The sequence below is a fragment of the Cupriavidus sp. MP-37 genome, from assembly GCF_020618415.1.
Lineage (GTDB): Bacteria > Pseudomonadota > Gammaproteobacteria > Burkholderiales > Burkholderiaceae > Cupriavidus.
In genome coordinates this window covers 1,055,283-1,068,686 of record NZ_CP085344.1, presented here as the reverse complement: position 1 = coordinate 1,068,686, position 13,404 = coordinate 1,055,283, and the positions used below count along the sequence as shown (strand labels likewise).

14 protein-coding genes and 1 riboswitch are annotated in these 13,404 nt (G+C 71.7%); of the genes, 6 read left to right on the top strand and 8 right to left on the bottom strand.

Features of this window, described 5'->3' with window-relative positions; genetic code table 11:
* Window positions 1–3 precede the first annotated feature (3 nt).
* Window positions 4–1,521 (bottom strand): cobyric acid synthase, encoded by a 1,518-nt coding sequence (locus tag LIN44_RS05050; RefSeq protein ID WP_227313772.1) that lies wholly within the window; start codon window positions 1,519–1,521, stop codon window positions 4–6.
* A 64-nt stretch (window positions 1,522–1,585) separates the two neighbouring features.
* Here LIN44_RS05050 and cobU point away from each other — a divergent pair, with 64 nt between their 5' ends.
* Genes cobU through LIN44_RS05030 form a run of 4 tightly spaced genes read left to right on the top strand, consistent with a single transcriptional unit; the run spans window position 1,586 to window position 5,180 of the window.
* Complete coding sequence (gene cobU / locus LIN44_RS05045; protein WP_370641616.1) at window positions 1,586–2,278, top strand: bifunctional adenosylcobinamide kinase/adenosylcobinamide-phosphate guanylyltransferase; 693 nt, start codon at window positions 1,586–1,588, stop codon at window positions 2,276–2,278.
* Entirely contained in the window at window positions 2,272–3,246 is a 975-nt protein-coding gene (cbiB, locus tag LIN44_RS05040; protein WP_227313769.1) for an adenosylcobinamide-phosphate synthase CbiB, read from the top strand. Before cobU ends, cbiB begins: the two co-directional genes overlap by 7 nt.
* Window positions 3,243–4,259 carry a threonine-phosphate decarboxylase CobD gene (gene cobD / locus LIN44_RS05035; RefSeq protein WP_227313768.1) on the top strand — a complete coding sequence of 339 codons (1,017 nt, stop codon included), beginning with the start codon at window positions 3,243–3,245 and terminating at the stop codon, window positions 4,257–4,259. Before cbiB ends, cobD begins: the two co-directional genes overlap by 4 nt.
* Before the next feature lie 15 nt (window positions 4,260–4,274).
* On the top strand, window positions 4,275–5,180 hold the full coding sequence (locus LIN44_RS05030; RefSeq protein ID WP_227313767.1) for a cobalamin-binding protein: 906 nt from the start codon (window positions 4,275–4,277) through the stop codon (window positions 5,178–5,180).
* Here LIN44_RS05030 and LIN44_RS05025 read toward each other — a convergent pair whose 3' ends face one another.
* From LIN44_RS05025 to LIN44_RS04995, 7 genes are read right to left on the bottom strand one after another with little or no spacing between them, the layout of a single operon-like run.
* Window positions 5,181–5,762: a histidine phosphatase family protein gene (locus LIN44_RS05025; RefSeq protein ID WP_227313766.1), complete on the bottom strand. Its 582-nt coding sequence runs from the start codon at window positions 5,760–5,762 to the stop codon at window positions 5,181–5,183.
* Window positions 5,747–6,583 (bottom strand): adenosylcobinamide-GDP ribazoletransferase, encoded by an 837-nt coding sequence (locus LIN44_RS05020; protein ID WP_227313765.1) that lies wholly within the window; start codon window positions 6,581–6,583, stop codon window positions 5,747–5,749. Before LIN44_RS05020 ends, LIN44_RS05025 begins: the two co-directional genes overlap by 16 nt.
* Window positions 6,580–7,620: a nicotinate-nucleotide--dimethylbenzimidazole phosphoribosyltransferase gene (gene cobT, locus LIN44_RS05015; protein WP_227313764.1), complete on the bottom strand. Its 1,041-nt coding sequence runs from the start codon at window positions 7,618–7,620 to the stop codon at window positions 6,580–6,582. The genes LIN44_RS05020 and cobT overlap by 4 nt, the downstream gene beginning before the upstream one ends.
* Before the next feature lie 32 nt (window positions 7,621–7,652).
* Window positions 7,653–8,285, bottom strand: a complete 633-nt coding sequence (cobO, locus tag LIN44_RS05010; RefSeq protein ID WP_227313763.1) for a cob(I)yrinic acid a,c-diamide adenosyltransferase — start codon at window positions 8,283–8,285, stop codon at window positions 7,653–7,655.
* Window positions 8,278–9,120 carry an ABC transporter ATP-binding protein gene (locus LIN44_RS05005; protein ID WP_227313762.1) on the bottom strand — a complete coding sequence of 281 codons (843 nt, stop codon included), beginning with the start codon at window positions 9,118–9,120 and terminating at the stop codon, window positions 8,278–8,280. The genes cobO and LIN44_RS05005 overlap by 8 nt, the downstream gene beginning before the upstream one ends.
* Window positions 9,117–10,124, bottom strand: a complete 1,008-nt coding sequence (locus tag LIN44_RS05000; RefSeq protein WP_227313761.1) for an iron ABC transporter permease — start codon at window positions 10,122–10,124, stop codon at window positions 9,117–9,119. The genes LIN44_RS05005 and LIN44_RS05000 overlap by 4 nt, the downstream gene beginning before the upstream one ends.
* Before the next feature lie 41 nt (window positions 10,125–10,165).
* Window positions 10,166–12,058, bottom strand: a complete 1,893-nt coding sequence (locus LIN44_RS04995; protein ID WP_227313760.1) for a TonB-dependent receptor domain-containing protein — start codon at window positions 12,056–12,058, stop codon at window positions 10,166–10,168.
* A gap of 73 nt (window positions 12,059–12,131) precedes the next feature.
* Window positions 12,132–12,425: riboswitch (cobalamin riboswitch) on the bottom strand.
* A gap of 210 nt (window positions 12,426–12,635) precedes the next feature.
* Between LIN44_RS04995 and LIN44_RS04990 the strand changes: the two genes are divergently transcribed.
* Both LIN44_RS04990 and LIN44_RS04985 read left to right on the top strand, forming a co-directional pair.
* Window positions 12,636–12,956: a hypothetical protein gene (locus tag LIN44_RS04990; RefSeq protein WP_092306674.1), complete on the top strand. Its 321-nt coding sequence runs from the start codon at window positions 12,636–12,638 to the stop codon at window positions 12,954–12,956.
* Window positions 12,953–13,285, top strand: coding sequence for a cell division protein ZapA (locus tag LIN44_RS04985; protein WP_092306672.1), 333 nt, complete (start codon window positions 12,953–12,955; stop codon window positions 13,283–13,285). The genes LIN44_RS04990 and LIN44_RS04985 overlap by 4 nt, the downstream gene beginning before the upstream one ends.
* Window positions 13,286–13,404 lie beyond the last annotated feature (119 nt).

Below are 13,404 nucleotides of genomic sequence, written 5' to 3'. Positions count from 1 at the left end.
GCGTCAGCGCCGCAACGGCGCCAGCAGTGCCGCCAGGTCCAGGTGCGCGGCCATGGTGTCGGCCAGGCGCTCGATCGACGCTTCGCGCAGCGCGTCGAGATCGACCGCTTGCGCCTGCTCCAGCCCGGCCCAGCGCAGCAGCGCCTGGCAGCCGGCGGGGTCGTCGAACAGGCCGTGGACATAGGTGGCCAGCACCTGCCCGTCGGCCGAGCGCGCGCCGTCCGGCCGCATCGCGCCGTCGCCGCGGTCCAGCCACAGGGCCGGCTGTTCCAGGCCCTTGCCGGTGGTGACGCCGAGGTGGATCTCGTAGCCGCGCACCGGCGCGCCGGCCGCATCCGGCGCCAGCCGGCCGCGCACCTGGCGCAGCTGCTTGTCGGCGGCCAGCGTGGTTTCGTAGTCAAGCCAGCCGAGGCCAGCGCTGCTGCCGGCCGGGCCTTCGCGGCCATCGGGGTCATGCACCTGCCGCCCCAGCATCTGCATGCCGCCGCAGATCCCGATCAGCTTGCCGCCGTAGCGCAGGTGGCGCGCCAGCGCCGCGTCCCAGCCCTGGGCACGCAGGAAGTCCAGGTCGCCGCGCACGTTCTTGCTGCCTGGCAGCACCACCAGGTCGGCGGGCGGGATCGGCCGGCCCGGGCCGACAAACTGCAGGTCCACCTGCGGATGCGCGCGCAGCGCGTCGAAGTCGGTATGGTTGGCGATGCGCGGCAGCACCGGCACGATCACGCGCAGGCGCTGCGCGGCCCGGCCAGCATCGGCCTGCGCGCCGATGATGGCGTCCTCGGCGTCGAGGTGCAGGCCGTGCAGGTACGGCAGCACGCCGAACACCGGCTTGCCGGTACGCGCCACCAGCCAGTCCAGTCCCGGTTCCAGCAGCCCGATATCGCCGCGGAAGCGGTTGATGATGAAGCCGGTCACGCGCGCGCGCTCGCTCTCGGACAGGCAGTCGAGCGTGCCCACCAGGTGGGCGAACACGCCGCCGCGGTCGATGTCGGCGACCAGCACCACCGGGCAGTCGACCTGCTCGGCAAACCCCATGTTGGCGATGTCGCGCGCGCGCAGGTTGACTTCGGCCGGGCTGCCGGCACCCTCCACCAGCACCACCTCGTGAGCCTGCGCCAGGCGCCCGTGCGAGGCCAGCACGGCTTTCATCGCCTCGGGCTTGTAGGCGTGGTAGGCGCGCGCGTCCAGGTCCAGCCGCGCGCGGCCGTGGATGATGACCTGGGCGCCGGTGTCGCTGCTGGGCTTGAGCAGCACCGGGTTCATGTCGGTATGCGGCGCCAGCCGCGCGGCCTGCGCCTGCAGCGCCTGGGCGCGGCCGATCTCGCCGCCGTCGGCGGTGACGGCACTGTTGAGCGCCATGTTCTGCGGCTTGAACGGCACCACGCGCGTGCCGGCGCGCGCCAGCACCCGGCACAGGCCGGCGACGATGGTGCTCTTGCCGGCATCGGAGGTGGTGCCCTGGACCATCAACGTGCCGCGCAGGGCACCCAGAGACGGGAATTGCGGAGAGACGGGTTGCATCGGCGGATTATCGCACCGGGCTTCGCATTGGCCTTATCGCACTGCGTCCCATGCGGGCCGTGCCATGCCCGGATGCGGCGGCTACAATACGCGGATGGAAACCCCGGCCATCGCACCTGCCACCGCACCTGCCGCACAGCCGCGCGCTGCCGCCAGCGGGACCGGCGGCCGCCAGCTGACGCTGGTGCTGGGCGGCGCACGTTCCGGCAAGAGCCACTTTGCCGAACAGCTCGCCACCGACCACGCCACCCTCACCGGCGGGCCGGTCACCTACATCGCCACCGCGCGCCAGGACCCGGCCCATGCCGACCAGGAACTGGAGGTCCGCATCGCGCTGCACCGCGCCCGCCGACCCGCCGACTGGCGCCTGGTGGAAGAGCCGGTGCACCTGGCCGATGCGCTCTATGCCAATGCGCGCCACGATGGCTGCATCCTGGTCGATTGCATGACGTTGTGGATCAACAACCTGCTGTTTCCCAACGGCCGCAGCTATCCCGAGCATGGCGTGATCACGCCGCCGGCGGCATTCACCGAAGAAATCGAGGCACTGCTCAACGCGCTGCCGACGCTGCCCGGCCACGTGATCCTGGTCTCGAACGAGATCGGCTTCGGCGTGATCCCGATGGGCGCCATCACCCGCTTCTATGTCGATGAACTGGGCCGCCTGAACCAGAAGCTGGCCGCCGCCGCCGACTGCGTGCGGCTGCTGGTGGCGGGCATCCCGGTTGCGGTAAAGGGCCCCGATCCCGCATGCTGATGCTGGCCTGGCCGGCATGCGTGGCAGCGGCATGGATCGGGGCACTGCTGGACCGCTGGCTGGGCGAGCCGCGCCGCTGGCATCCGCTGGTGGGCTTCGGCCGCATCGCGGCCGCATTGGAACGACGCCTCAACCCTCCCCCGCAACGTAGTGGACCATGGCGCCAGCGCCTTGCCGGGCTTGCCGGCTGGTGCCTGCTGGTGCTGGCCCCGGCCGCGCTGGCCTGGTGGCTGGTGGCCGCGGCGGCCCGCTGGCATCCGCTCGCCGCGCTGGCGCTGCATGCGCTGGCGCTGTACGCGGCGCTGGGCGCGCGCAGCCTGCACCAGCATATCGCCCCGATTGCCGGCGCACTGGGCGCGGCCGACCTGCCCGCCGCGCGCGCGCTGACCGCGCGCATCGTCTCGCGCGACACCGCCGATGCCGACGCCGAAGCGCTGGCCCGCGCCGCCTGCGAATCGGCGCTGGAAAACGGCAACGACGCGGTGTTCGGCGCGCTGTTCTGGTTCCTGCTCGGCGGCGCACCCGCCGTAATCATGTTCCGCCTGGCCAACACGCTCGATGCGATGTGGGGCTACCGCACCCCGCGGCTGGTGTATTTCGGCTGGGCCGCGGCGCGCCTCGACGATGCGCTCAACCTGGTGCCGGCGCGGCTGACCGCGCTGTCGTATGCACTGCTCGGCGCCACCGCGCAGGCGCTGCGCTGCTGGCGCACGCAGGCGCCGGCGTGGTCGAGTCCCAATGCCGGCCCGGTGATGGCCGCGGGTGCCGGCGCCATCGGCGTACAGCTTGGCGGCCCGGCGCGCTATCACGGTGAACTCGAGCAACGCCCGCCGCTGGGCGCCGGCACCGCGCCGCAGGCGGCGCATGTGATGGCCTGCCTGCGGCTGGTCGAGCGCACGCTATGGCTGTGGCTGGCACTGGCAGGCGCGAGCGCGCTGGCCGTGCTGATGGTGTCCGCACCGGCATGAACACCACCGTGCCCCCGATCCGCCATGGCGGCGACCTGCTCGCCGCGGTGCGCCGCTACGGCCGCCCGGCCGGCGACTGGCTCGACCTGTCCACCGGCATCAACCCCGACGGCTATCCGGTGCCGGCGCTGCCGGCGCAGGTGTGGCAGCGGCTGCCGCAGGACGACGATGGCCTGGCCGAGCTGGCCGCGGCGGCATGCGGCGCGCCCCATGCACTGCCGGTGGCCGGCTCGCAGGCGGCGATCCGCGCGCTGCCGGCGCTGCTGCGCCCGGGGCGCGTCGGCATCGCCGCGCTGGGGTACAGCGAATACGCGCCGGCGTTCGCCGCCGCGGGGCACACCGTGGTGCTGCTGGACGAAGCGGACTTCACGCGGCCTGATCTGGCCGACGCGCTCGATCATCTGGTCGTCGTCAACCCCAACAACCCGACCGCGCGCGTGCTGCCCGCCGCCACGCTGCTGCGCTGGCATGCCGCGCTGGCGGCGCGTGGCGGCACGCTGCTGGTCGACGAAGCCTTTATCGATTGCCTGCCCGGCACGTCCGTCGCCGCGCACGGGAGCGAGCCCGGGCTGGTGGTGCTGCGCTCGATCGGCAAGTTCTACGGCCTCGCCGGCATCCGCTGTGGCTTCGTGCTGGCGCAGCCGGCGCTGCTCGAGGCGCTGCGCGCGCGCCTGGGCCACTGGACCGTCGCCGGCCCCGCGCGCGAGGTGGCGCGCCGCGCGCTGGCCGACCAGGCGTGGCAGCACGCCACCCGTGACCGGCTGCAAGCGTGCGGCGCACGACTGGCCGCCGTGCTGGACCGCCACGGCCTGCCGCCCGTAATGCACCCGCTGTTCTGCTGGGTCCCGCATCGCGACGCCGCGCGGCTGCACCACAGCCTGGCGCAACGCGGCGTCTGGACCCGGTATTTCGATGCCGCCGGCGGCTGCGCGCCGAGCCTGCGCCTTGGCCTGCCGCCGGACCGGCCACAGGCCTGGCAGCGGCTGGACGCGGCGCTGGCGGCGGCTGCCTGACCCTCTGACCCATCCATGCCGAATCGACTGACTGCCGTCATCGCCACCGCCCTGCTGCTCGCAGCGTTGCCCGCCGCCGCCACGGTCTCCGCCATCGACGACGCCGGCCAGACCGTGACCCTCGCGCAGCCCGCACGGCGCGTGGTCTCGCTGGCGCCGCACGTCACCGAGATGCTGTTCGCCGCGGGCGCGGGCGACCGCATCGTCGGCACCGTCAGCTACAGCGACTACCCGCCGCAGGCGCGCGCGATCGCGCGCGTGGGCGACAACAAGGCGCTCGACCTGGAGCGCATTGCCGCGCTGCGGCCCGACCTGATCGTGGTGTGGCGCCACGGCAATGCGCAGAAGCAGACCGACCGGCTGCGCGCGCTCGGCATCCCGCTGTTCTACAGCGAGCCGCGCCGGCTGGCGGCGATCCCGGACAATATCGAGAAGCTCGGCACGCTGCTGGGCACCGACGCCACCGCGCGGCGCGCCGCCGAAGGCTTTCGCCAGCAGGTGGAGACGCTGCGCAAGACCTATGCGGCGCGCCCGCCGGTGACCGTGTTCTACCAGGTCTGGCAGCAGCCGCTGATGACGCTCAACGGCCAGCACCTGGTCAGCGACATGCTGGCGCTGTGCGGCGGCCGCAACCTGTTCGCGGCCGAGACGCCGCTGGTGCCGACGGTGTCGGTCGAGGCGGTGATCGCGGGCAATCCGGAAGCGATGCTGACGGCGGGCATGGGTGCCACGCGCTCGGACCAGCCGCTGCCGGATTTCGAAATGTGGCGGCGCTGGCAGCAGGTCACGGCAGTGGCGCGCAACAACCTGTTCGTGATCGACGGCGACCTGATCAACCGTGCCGGCCCGCGCGTGGTCCAGGGCGCGGCGCAGATCTGCAAGGACCTCGACACCGCGCGCAGCCGCCGGCCGGCACGCTGATCAGCCGGCGCGGTTCCACCAGCCCAGCCGCGCCGCGTCCTGCCCCAGCCGGAACCCGCAGCTGGCGCCGAAACCCAGTTCCCAGTTGACCGTGGCCGCCAGCGGCAGGCCCAGCCAGTGCGCCGCCAGCATGCGCATCGGCCCGGCGTGGCCGACTACCCAGAGACATTGCACGCGCGCGCCGGCCAGCGTCGCGGCCCAGTCCGTGACCCGCGCCATCGCCTGCGCCGGCGACTCGCCGCCATGCGGACGCGCATGCAGCAGGTCGGCCGCCCACTGGTCGAGTGCGCCGCGGTCGATCGCATCCCAGGCCACGCCCTCCCAGCTGCCGAAGTCGATTTCGCGCAGGGCCGGTTCGGTGTCGATACCCGGCACGCCGCCGGGCCATGCCTGGGCCAGTGCCTGCGCCGTGCCGAGCGCGCGCGCCAGCGGGCTGGCGACGATGCGATCCGGTGCCGGCAGGCCGGCAACGATCCGTGCCGCGGACGGCGTCAGCGGCGCCAGCAGCGGCAGGTCCAGGCAGCCGTAGCAGGTACCCGCCGGCACCTGCGGCTGCGCATGCCGGATCAGGACCACGTCCATGCCGCGGCCAGCAGGTAGAGTCCGATCTCGGCGCATTGCTGGGCCATGCCCAGGCAATCGCCGGTATAGCCGCCGAGGCGGCGCACGAAGTAGCGGCCGAGCAGCAGGCGCAAAACCAGCAACGCTGCGACCGCCGCCGCGCAGAACCCCGGCGACACCAGCCACAGCGGCACCAGCCCGCACAGCAGCGCAAACACCAGCCCCGCGCCGGCCAGCTTCTGCGCCACCGGCTTGGCCTTGCCCTCGGGACGCACGTAAGCCAGCGTGGTGAGATAGCTGACCGCCATCGCGCGGCTGGCGGCATGCGCGGCAACCAGCACGGCCAGCAGCACCGCGATGCCGCCGCGCCCGGCGATCGCCACCAGCAGCTGCCACTTCAGCAGCAGCGCCAGCACCAGCGCGATCGCGCCGAACGCGCCGATGCGCGAATCGTGCATGATGCGCAGCACGTCCTCGCGCTGCCACGCACCGCCGAAGGCGTCGACGCAATCGGCCAGCCCGTCTTCATGGAAGGCGCCGGTCAGCAGCAGCGTCGCCGCCATGCCCAGCAACACGGCCACGCCGGGCGGCCACCACAGCGCCGCGCCCCAGGTGGCCAGCGCGCCAGCGCCGCCCACCAGCAGCCCGACCAGCGGGAAATAGCGCGCCGCGGCGTGCAGGTAGTGCGGTTCGAATCCGACCCAGCGCGCCAGCCAGCCCGGCAGCGGCACGCGCGTGAAGTAGCCCAGCGCCGTCAGGAAATAACGCAGTTCGCCGGCCATGCCCGCGGGGCTGTGCGGGTCGGGGCCGGGTGCGGGCACCGGGTCGGTCGGCACGCTCATGGCGATGCGGTGCTGACGCCGGCGCCGCTGAAGGTGGCCATCTCGTTCAGGAACGCCGCGGCCGAGGCCAGCAGCGGCCACGCCAGCGCGCAGCCGGTGCCTTCGCCCAGGCGCAGGTCCAGCGCCAGCAGCGGCGCGGCGTCGAACTGCGCCAGCAGCGCGCGGTGGCCGCGTTCGTGCGAGCAGTGCGTGAACACGCAGTACTGCAGCACGTTGGGGTCCAGCCGCTGCGCCACCAGCAGCGCGGCCGTGGCGATAAAGCCGTCGACCAGGATCACCATGCGGCTGGCCGCGGCGGCCAGGAAGGCGCCGGCCATCATCGCGATCTCGAAGCCGCCGAAGATGGCCAGCACCTCCAGCGGCGCCTGCGCATCGGCATGCCGCGCCAGCGCGCCGGCCAGCACCTCGCGCTTGCGCGCCAGGCCGGCGTCGTCCAGGCCGGTGCCGCGGCCGATGCAGTCGTCGAGCGGCAGGCCGGTCAGCCGCTGCATCAGGCACGCCGCGGCCGAGGTGTTGGCGATGCCCATCTCGCCGAAGCCGATCACGTTGCAGCCGTGCTGCGCATGGCGCAGCACGCGCGCCATGCCGGCGGTCATCGCCGCGGCGGCCTGCGCCGGCGTCATCGCGGGCTCGACCGCGAAGTTGCGGGTCCCGTCGGCGATGCGGCAGTTGACCAGGCCCGGCGCCGCCGGCAGCGGCACGCGCACGCCCGCGTCGACGATCTCCAGCGCAATGCCGTGCTGGCGCGAGAACACGTTGATGGCCGCGCCGCCGGCGAGGAAGTTCTGCACCATCTGCGCCGTGACCTCGGCCGGATAGGCGCTGACGCCGGCATCGGCCACGCCGTGGTCGGCGGCGAACACGATCACCGTGGGCCGGCGCAGCGCCGGCCGCGCGGTGCCCTGGATCAGGCCCAGCTGCAGGGCCAGGGCTTCAAGCCGGCCGAGCGCGCCGAGCGGCTTGGTCTTGTCGTCGATGGCGGCCTGCAGCACGGGGCGCAGGGCATCGTCGAGCGGAGGGATTTCGGGAAACTGCATGATGCCTGGATCGGGTACTCAAAAAAATGGGGCTACATTTCCACGCCGCGCTGGGCCTTGATGCCCTGCTGGAACGCGTGCTTGACCGGGGTCATGTCGGTGACGGTGTCGGCCGCCTCCACCAGCGCCGGCGGCGCGCCGCGGCCGGTGATGACTACGTGCTGCATCGGCGGGCGCGCGCGCAGGTCGGCAATGACCTGCTCCACATCAAGATAGTGCAGCTTGAGCGCGATGTTGAGCTCGTCGAGCAGCACCAGGCCGATGCCGGGATCGCGCAGCATGGCGCGCGCCACTTCCCACGCGGCCTCGGCCTTGGCCACGTCGCGGGCGCGGTCCTGGGTTTCCCAGGTGTAGCCCTCGCCCATCACGTGGAAGGCGCATTCGCCGGGAAAGCGGCGCAGGAACATCTCTTCGCCGGTGGGCTGCGCGCCCTTGATGAACTGGACCACGCCGGTGCGCATGCCGTGGCCGAGCGCGCGCACCACCATGCCGAAGCCGGAGCTGGACTTGCCCTTGCCGTTGCCGGTGGTGATGACGATCACGCCGCGCTCGTCCTGCGCCGCGGCGATCCTGGCGTCGACGACTTCCTTCTTGCGCACCATGCGCGCCTTGTGGCGGGCATCGCGGTCGGGGTCTGGCACAGCGGGGTTCTGGTTTTCAGTCATGTCGTGAATTCGGTGTGGTCGGTCGCGCGCCATCGGGAATCAGCGCAGTATGCGCGCCGTCGCTGACACTGACGATGGCGGTGCGCAGCGCGCGCGAGCAGTGTTCGGGGGTCAGCACCTGCGCGGCCGGGCCGTGCAGCGCGCTGCCGTCTTCGGCCATCAGCAAGGCATGTGTGGCGTAGCGCAGCGCCAGCGTGAGGTCGTGCAGGATCACCACGATGGCATGGCGCCCCGCCCGGGCCAGCGCGGCCAGCTGCTCCAGCACCAGGATCTGGTGGCGCAGGTCCAGGTGCGAGACCGGCTCGTCCAGCAGCAGCAGCGGCGCCTGCTGCGCCAGCGCCGCGGCCAGCGAGACGCGCTGGCGCTCGCCGCCTGACAGCGTCAGCACATCGCGCGCGGCCAGCGCTTCTATGTCCATGGCGCGGATCACGTCGTGCACGATGCGATCGTCCTCGCGCCCGGTCCAGCCCCAGCCGGACAGGTGCGGATGGCGGCCCACGCGCACGGCATCGCGCACCGGCATCGGGAAGGTATCGTGCACCGCTTGCGGCAGATAGGCGCGCTGGCGCGCCAGCACCGCGGGGTCGACCAGCGCCGGCGCGGTGCCGTCGATCTCGACGCTGCCGCCGTCGGCGTGGCGCAATCCGGCCAGCACCGTCATCAGCGTGGACTTGCCGGCGCCGTTGGGGCCGGCGATGCACCACAGCTCGCCGGGGCCGATGGCCAGGCTGAGCCGGTCCACCAGCACGCGCTGGCTGGTGCGCAGCCGCACCTCGCGCAGCGTCAGCCGCGGACAAGCCGCGAGCGGCAGGGACCAGTGCGCGCCGGCGCTCATCGCGGCCTCCGCAACAGCAGGTACAGGAACGTCGGCACGCCCAGCAGCCCGGTGATCACCCCCACCGGCAACTGCGCCGGCGCCACCACGGTACGCGCGATCAGGTCGGCGGCCATCAGCAGCGCCCCGCCCAGCAGCGTCGCGGCCGGCAGCAGCAGGCGCTGGTCGTTGCCCCACGCCAGCCGCACCAGGTGCGGCACCACCAGCCCGACGAAGCCGATCGAGCCGGCGGTGGTGATGGCCGCGGCAATGCACAGCGACGCCAGCATGAAGGTCGCCAGCCGCACGCGGCCGACGCGCACGCCCAGCGACTGCGCCACGGTCTCGCCCAGCAGCATCACGTTGAGCGCGCGCGCCATCGGCATGGCCAGCAGCAGCGCCGCCGCCAGCATGGCCAGCGCGCCGCCGTAGCTGGCGGTGCCGCTCAGGTCGCCGGTCAGCCAGAACAGCATGCCGCGCAGCCGCGACTCCGGCGCGACCGAGAGGATCAGCGTAATCACCGCGCCCCAGCCGGCGGCCAGGATCACCCCTGTCAGCAGCAGCCGCGCGCCGGCTTCGCGGTGTCCGCCCTGCACCTGCGGATGCAGCAGGTCGCGCCGCGCCAGCGAGGCCACCAGCACCATCGCCAGCAGCGCACCGATCGCCGCGGCGGCCTGCACGCCCCACCACGGCGCCAGTGCCAGCATCGCCAGCAGCGCGGCGGTGGAGGCGCCGCCCGATACGCCCAGCACATAGGGCTCGGCCAGCGGGTTGCGCAGCAGCACCTGCATCAGCGCACCGGACAGGGCCAGCAGCCCGCCACAGGCAAAGGCCGCGGCCGCGCGCGGCAGCCGCAGCTCGCGCACGATGGCGCCGGCGCTGCCGGTGTCGGCCCCGCTCAGCGCGAGCCACAGCGCGCGCGCATCGAGCGCAACGCTGCCCAGCGCCAGCGACAAGGCGAACGCCAGCAGCGCCGCAAGCGCCAGCGCCAGCCAGATCGCCAGGGCGCGCCTGAACTCAGACATGGAACTCAGACATGGAACTCAGCCATGGCGCGCCCGCGCGCTCATCGCTGGCGCCAGCCCAGCGTGATGAAGCCGGCGCGCCCCTGCGTGTTGTAGGGGTAGGCGAGCTGGTAGTCCTTGTCGAACAGGTTTTCGACGCGGGCGGCGATAAACCATTGCTTGTCGATGTTGTAGCGGGCGTTGAGGTTGACGATACCGTATCCGCCCAGCCGGCGCGAGCCGGAATCCATGCGCGACGACGACAGCAGCCATTCGCCGCCGAAGCGCCAGTTGCCGACATTGCGGCCCACGTCCAGCGCGGCATGGCGGCGCGCGCGGCGCAGCAGCTGGGTGTTGGTCTGCTCGTCGACCGGGTTCTGGAAAGTCACGCTGGCGCCGATGTCGGTGCCGTAGACGCTGGCGCGCCACGAGGCCTCGATGCCCTGCACCTTGGCCTGGTTGACGTTCTGCGCCAGGAACATGCCGTTGGGCTGCAGCGCCGACACGATCAGGTCGTGGTAGCGGGTCTCGAAGGCGGTCACGCGCAGCAGGCCGGCGCTGGCGGTGCTGTACTGCACGCCCGCCTCGACCGACCTGGCGCGCTCGGGCTGCAGGTTGGGCTGGCCGAAGTTGGGGTAGTACAGCTCGTTGAAGGTCGGCGCGCGGAAGGCGTTGCTGACATTGGCGATCAGCTTGAACGCGTCGGTCAGGTTGTAGCCGTAGCCGGCGAAGAAGCTGCCCTGGTTGCCGAAGTCGGAATAGTGGTCGTTGCGCGCGTTGAGCTGCAGCTGGTGCTTGCCGATGCGGCCGTCGTAGCCGCCGAACACCGAGAACACGTTGCGGGTGGGCGCGCCGTAGGCACTCGAGACCAGCTCCTGCTGCAGGTAGTCGGTGCCGAACAGCAGCGTGTGGCTGGCGGCGACCGCATACTCGTTCTGCCAGTTGAACTGGCGGGTGCGGGTATTGAAGGTACCGTTGGCGCGCCCGTTCAGGAAGGTGTCGCTGTTGTCCGCGCTCTGCGACAGCTTGAAGTGCGTGGTCCAGTCGGCGCCGACCTTGCCGTTGACAAAGGCCGACAGCGTGTACAGCTCGCTGTTGGTGCGGTTGTCGTCGGTGGGGCGGCCGAAGGCACTGTCGAACGACAGCTTGCTCTTGGAGTAATAGCCGGTGATGCCCGCATCCCAGTTCGGCGTGAAGCGGTGCTTCACCTGGCCCGACACGCTCCGGTTCTCGAACGGGTTGTCGTTGGGATTGGCGCGCGGCGCTTGCCTGGTATTGATCGACGAGAAGCCGTCGGTCTTGAACGCGGAGCCGGTCAGGTTGAACGAGGTGTCGCCGACCTGGCCGCCATAGCCGACCGTGCCCTGGCGCGTATTGTTGCTGCCGTACTCGACCGCGGCGTTGGCCGCCGGCGCCTGGCCCGCGCCGCTCTTGGTGAAGATCTGCACCACGCCGCCGATCGCGTCCGAGCCGTACAGCGCCGAGACGTTGCCGCGCACCACCTCGATGCGGTCGATCTGGTCAGGCAGGATATTGGCCAGCTGCGCGGTGCCGCTGCTGGCCGACGACACCCGCACGCCATCGATCAGGATCAGGGTCTGGTTGGAGTTGGCGCCGCGCATGAACAGCGAGGTATTGCTGCCCATGCCGCCGTTGGTCGAGAACTCCACGCCGGCCTGGCTGCGCAGCAGCGTGCGCAGGTCCGGCGCCTGCGAGTTGGCAATGTCCTGCTGCGTGACCACCGTGGTATGCGGCAGCGCTTCGGTAATGGACTGCGCGGTGCGGGTGGAAGTGACCACCACCGGCGCGAGCTGCGCGGGGCTGCTGGCCGTCGCCTGCGCGCGCACAGTACCGGGAACGAAGGTGAACGAGGCCATGGCCGCCAGGATGGCGGGCACGAGCGGACGCACCGCCGGGCTTGCCGGGCGGGTCGACCTGTGAAGCGATGAACGCATGATGCAGGACTGGATAGGAACGGCCGGGCCCGTTCCCCCGCGGGCCATATGGCGATGAGGCTTGCCGCGCACGGGCGGCAGCCCGCGTTCAGGCCGGTATCCGGGCTGGCGACACGGAACCGGCGCCTTCCCGAACCTGCGGTTCAGTGGCGTGTGGCCGGTCCTGCGGGCATGTGGCCTGGCATCCGATGACGGATCCGGCCTTGCCAGCAACGTGGCTGGCGCATGCGCACCGCGGTCGCTTACCGTTGCGGGGGCAGCACAGGTTGGCCTGTCCGGCGCGCAGCCGGCCCGGCTCCCTGTTTCCCGTTGAACTGCCCTTTCGCCAGGGACGAAAAGGGCGAGCACCTGGAACGTGCGCGAGTCTATGGCGTTTCGCCCCCCGCGTCAACGCGACGACCCCACTGCGCACATGGCCCGCCTGGTAGCGTTTTGTCACACTCTCGCGGCGTCTTGTGTGCAGAAGCCTGCAACTTCCATGCGGGCGGCCGGTCACAAACCTTTCCTCCGCATTGTGCATGCCGGCGCATCGGCTAGAATCGCGATACCTGACACTACTCCCATCATGACAGGCCCTATGCTCACCGAACTCGAACAACTGGCCGCCAAGATCGGGCGCGTGCTGCACCATGCGGACACCCTGGCGGCGGAGAACCAGCGGCTGCGCGACGAGATCGCGCGGCTGGAGGGCGAAGCCGCGCAGTTGCGCGGCGAGCGCGAGGCCATGGCCGCCGATCGCGAACTGCTCAATATCAAGATCGAGGAAGCGCAGCTGCGCATCCAGTCCATCCTTGACAAGCTGCCGACCGCCAGCGACACGCGCCAGCTCGACCTGCTCGGCGAGGAGGCCGTGGCGCAGGGCGCCGACGCGCACAAGGCCCCCGGAGAACACGCATGAGCAACAAGCAAGTCGAAGTCAACATCGCCGGCCAGGCCTACCGCTTTGCCATCGCGCCCGAGAACGAGGCCGCACTGCTCGAGGCCGTGGCCCTGGTCGACACGCAGATGAACAAGCTGCGCACCGGCAGCGCGGCCAAGGGCGTCGAGCGCGTCGCGGTGATGGCCGCCATCAGCATCGCTTCGGACCTGCTGTCGCTGCAGCGCAAGCAGCAGGCCGAGGGCGCGATCCCGGTCGACGCCATCCGCGCGCGCATCCGCGAACTGAACGACCGCGCCGACGAAGCGCTGCGGCAATATGCCCACGTAGGCACCGGTACGCGCGGCTGAGCGGCACGGGTGGGATGTGCTGCGGATGCCGCGCTGCCGCGCAAAATGTAACGACGCGCGCGAGCGCACTTGGTATGCCCTGCAACGCGGTGTATAGTGTAGCCAGACTGCACGAGGCA

Excerpts from the sequence above, each read along its gene's own strand:
- LIN44_RS05050 (WP_227313772.1), bottom strand. The coding sequence starts at position 1,521 with ATGCAACCCGTCTCTCCGCAATTCCCGTCTCTGGGTGCCCTGCGCGGC.
- cobU (WP_370641616.1), top strand. The coding sequence starts at position 1,586 with ATGCCCGGATGCGGCGGCTACAATACGCGGATGGAAACCCCGGCCATC.
- cbiB (WP_227313769.1), top strand. The coding sequence starts at position 2,272 with ATGCTGATGCTGGCCTGGCCGGCATGCGTGGCAGCGGCATGGATCGGG.
- cobD (WP_227313768.1), top strand. The coding sequence starts at position 3,243 with ATGAACACCACCGTGCCCCCGATCCGCCATGGCGGCGACCTGCTCGCC.
- LIN44_RS05030 (WP_227313767.1), top strand. The coding sequence starts at position 4,275 with ATGCCGAATCGACTGACTGCCGTCATCGCCACCGCCCTGCTGCTCGCA.
- LIN44_RS05025 (WP_227313766.1), bottom strand. The coding sequence starts at position 5,762 with ATGGACGTGGTCCTGATCCGGCATGCGCAGCCGCAGGTGCCGGCGGGT.
- LIN44_RS05020 (WP_227313765.1), bottom strand. The coding sequence starts at position 6,583 with ATGAGCGTGCCGACCGACCCGGTGCCCGCACCCGGCCCCGACCCGCAC.
- cobT (WP_227313764.1), bottom strand. The coding sequence starts at position 7,620 with ATGCAGTTTCCCGAAATCCCTCCGCTCGACGATGCCCTGCGCCCCGTG.
- cobO (WP_227313763.1), bottom strand. The coding sequence starts at position 8,285 with ATGACTGAAAACCAGAACCCCGCTGTGCCAGACCCCGACCGCGATGCC.
- LIN44_RS05005 (WP_227313762.1), bottom strand. The coding sequence starts at position 9,120 with ATGAGCGCCGGCGCGCACTGGTCCCTGCCGCTCGCGGCTTGTCCGCGG.
- LIN44_RS05000 (WP_227313761.1), bottom strand. The coding sequence starts at position 10,124 with ATGTCTGAGTTCAGGCGCGCCCTGGCGATCTGGCTGGCGCTGGCGCTT.
- LIN44_RS04995 (WP_227313760.1), bottom strand. The coding sequence starts at position 12,058 with ATGCGTTCATCGCTTCACAGGTCGACCCGCCCGGCAAGCCCGGCGGTG.
- LIN44_RS04990 (WP_092306674.1), top strand. The coding sequence starts at position 12,636 with ATGCTCACCGAACTCGAACAACTGGCCGCCAAGATCGGGCGCGTGCTG.
- LIN44_RS04985 (WP_092306672.1), top strand. The coding sequence starts at position 12,953 with ATGAGCAACAAGCAAGTCGAAGTCAACATCGCCGGCCAGGCCTACCGC.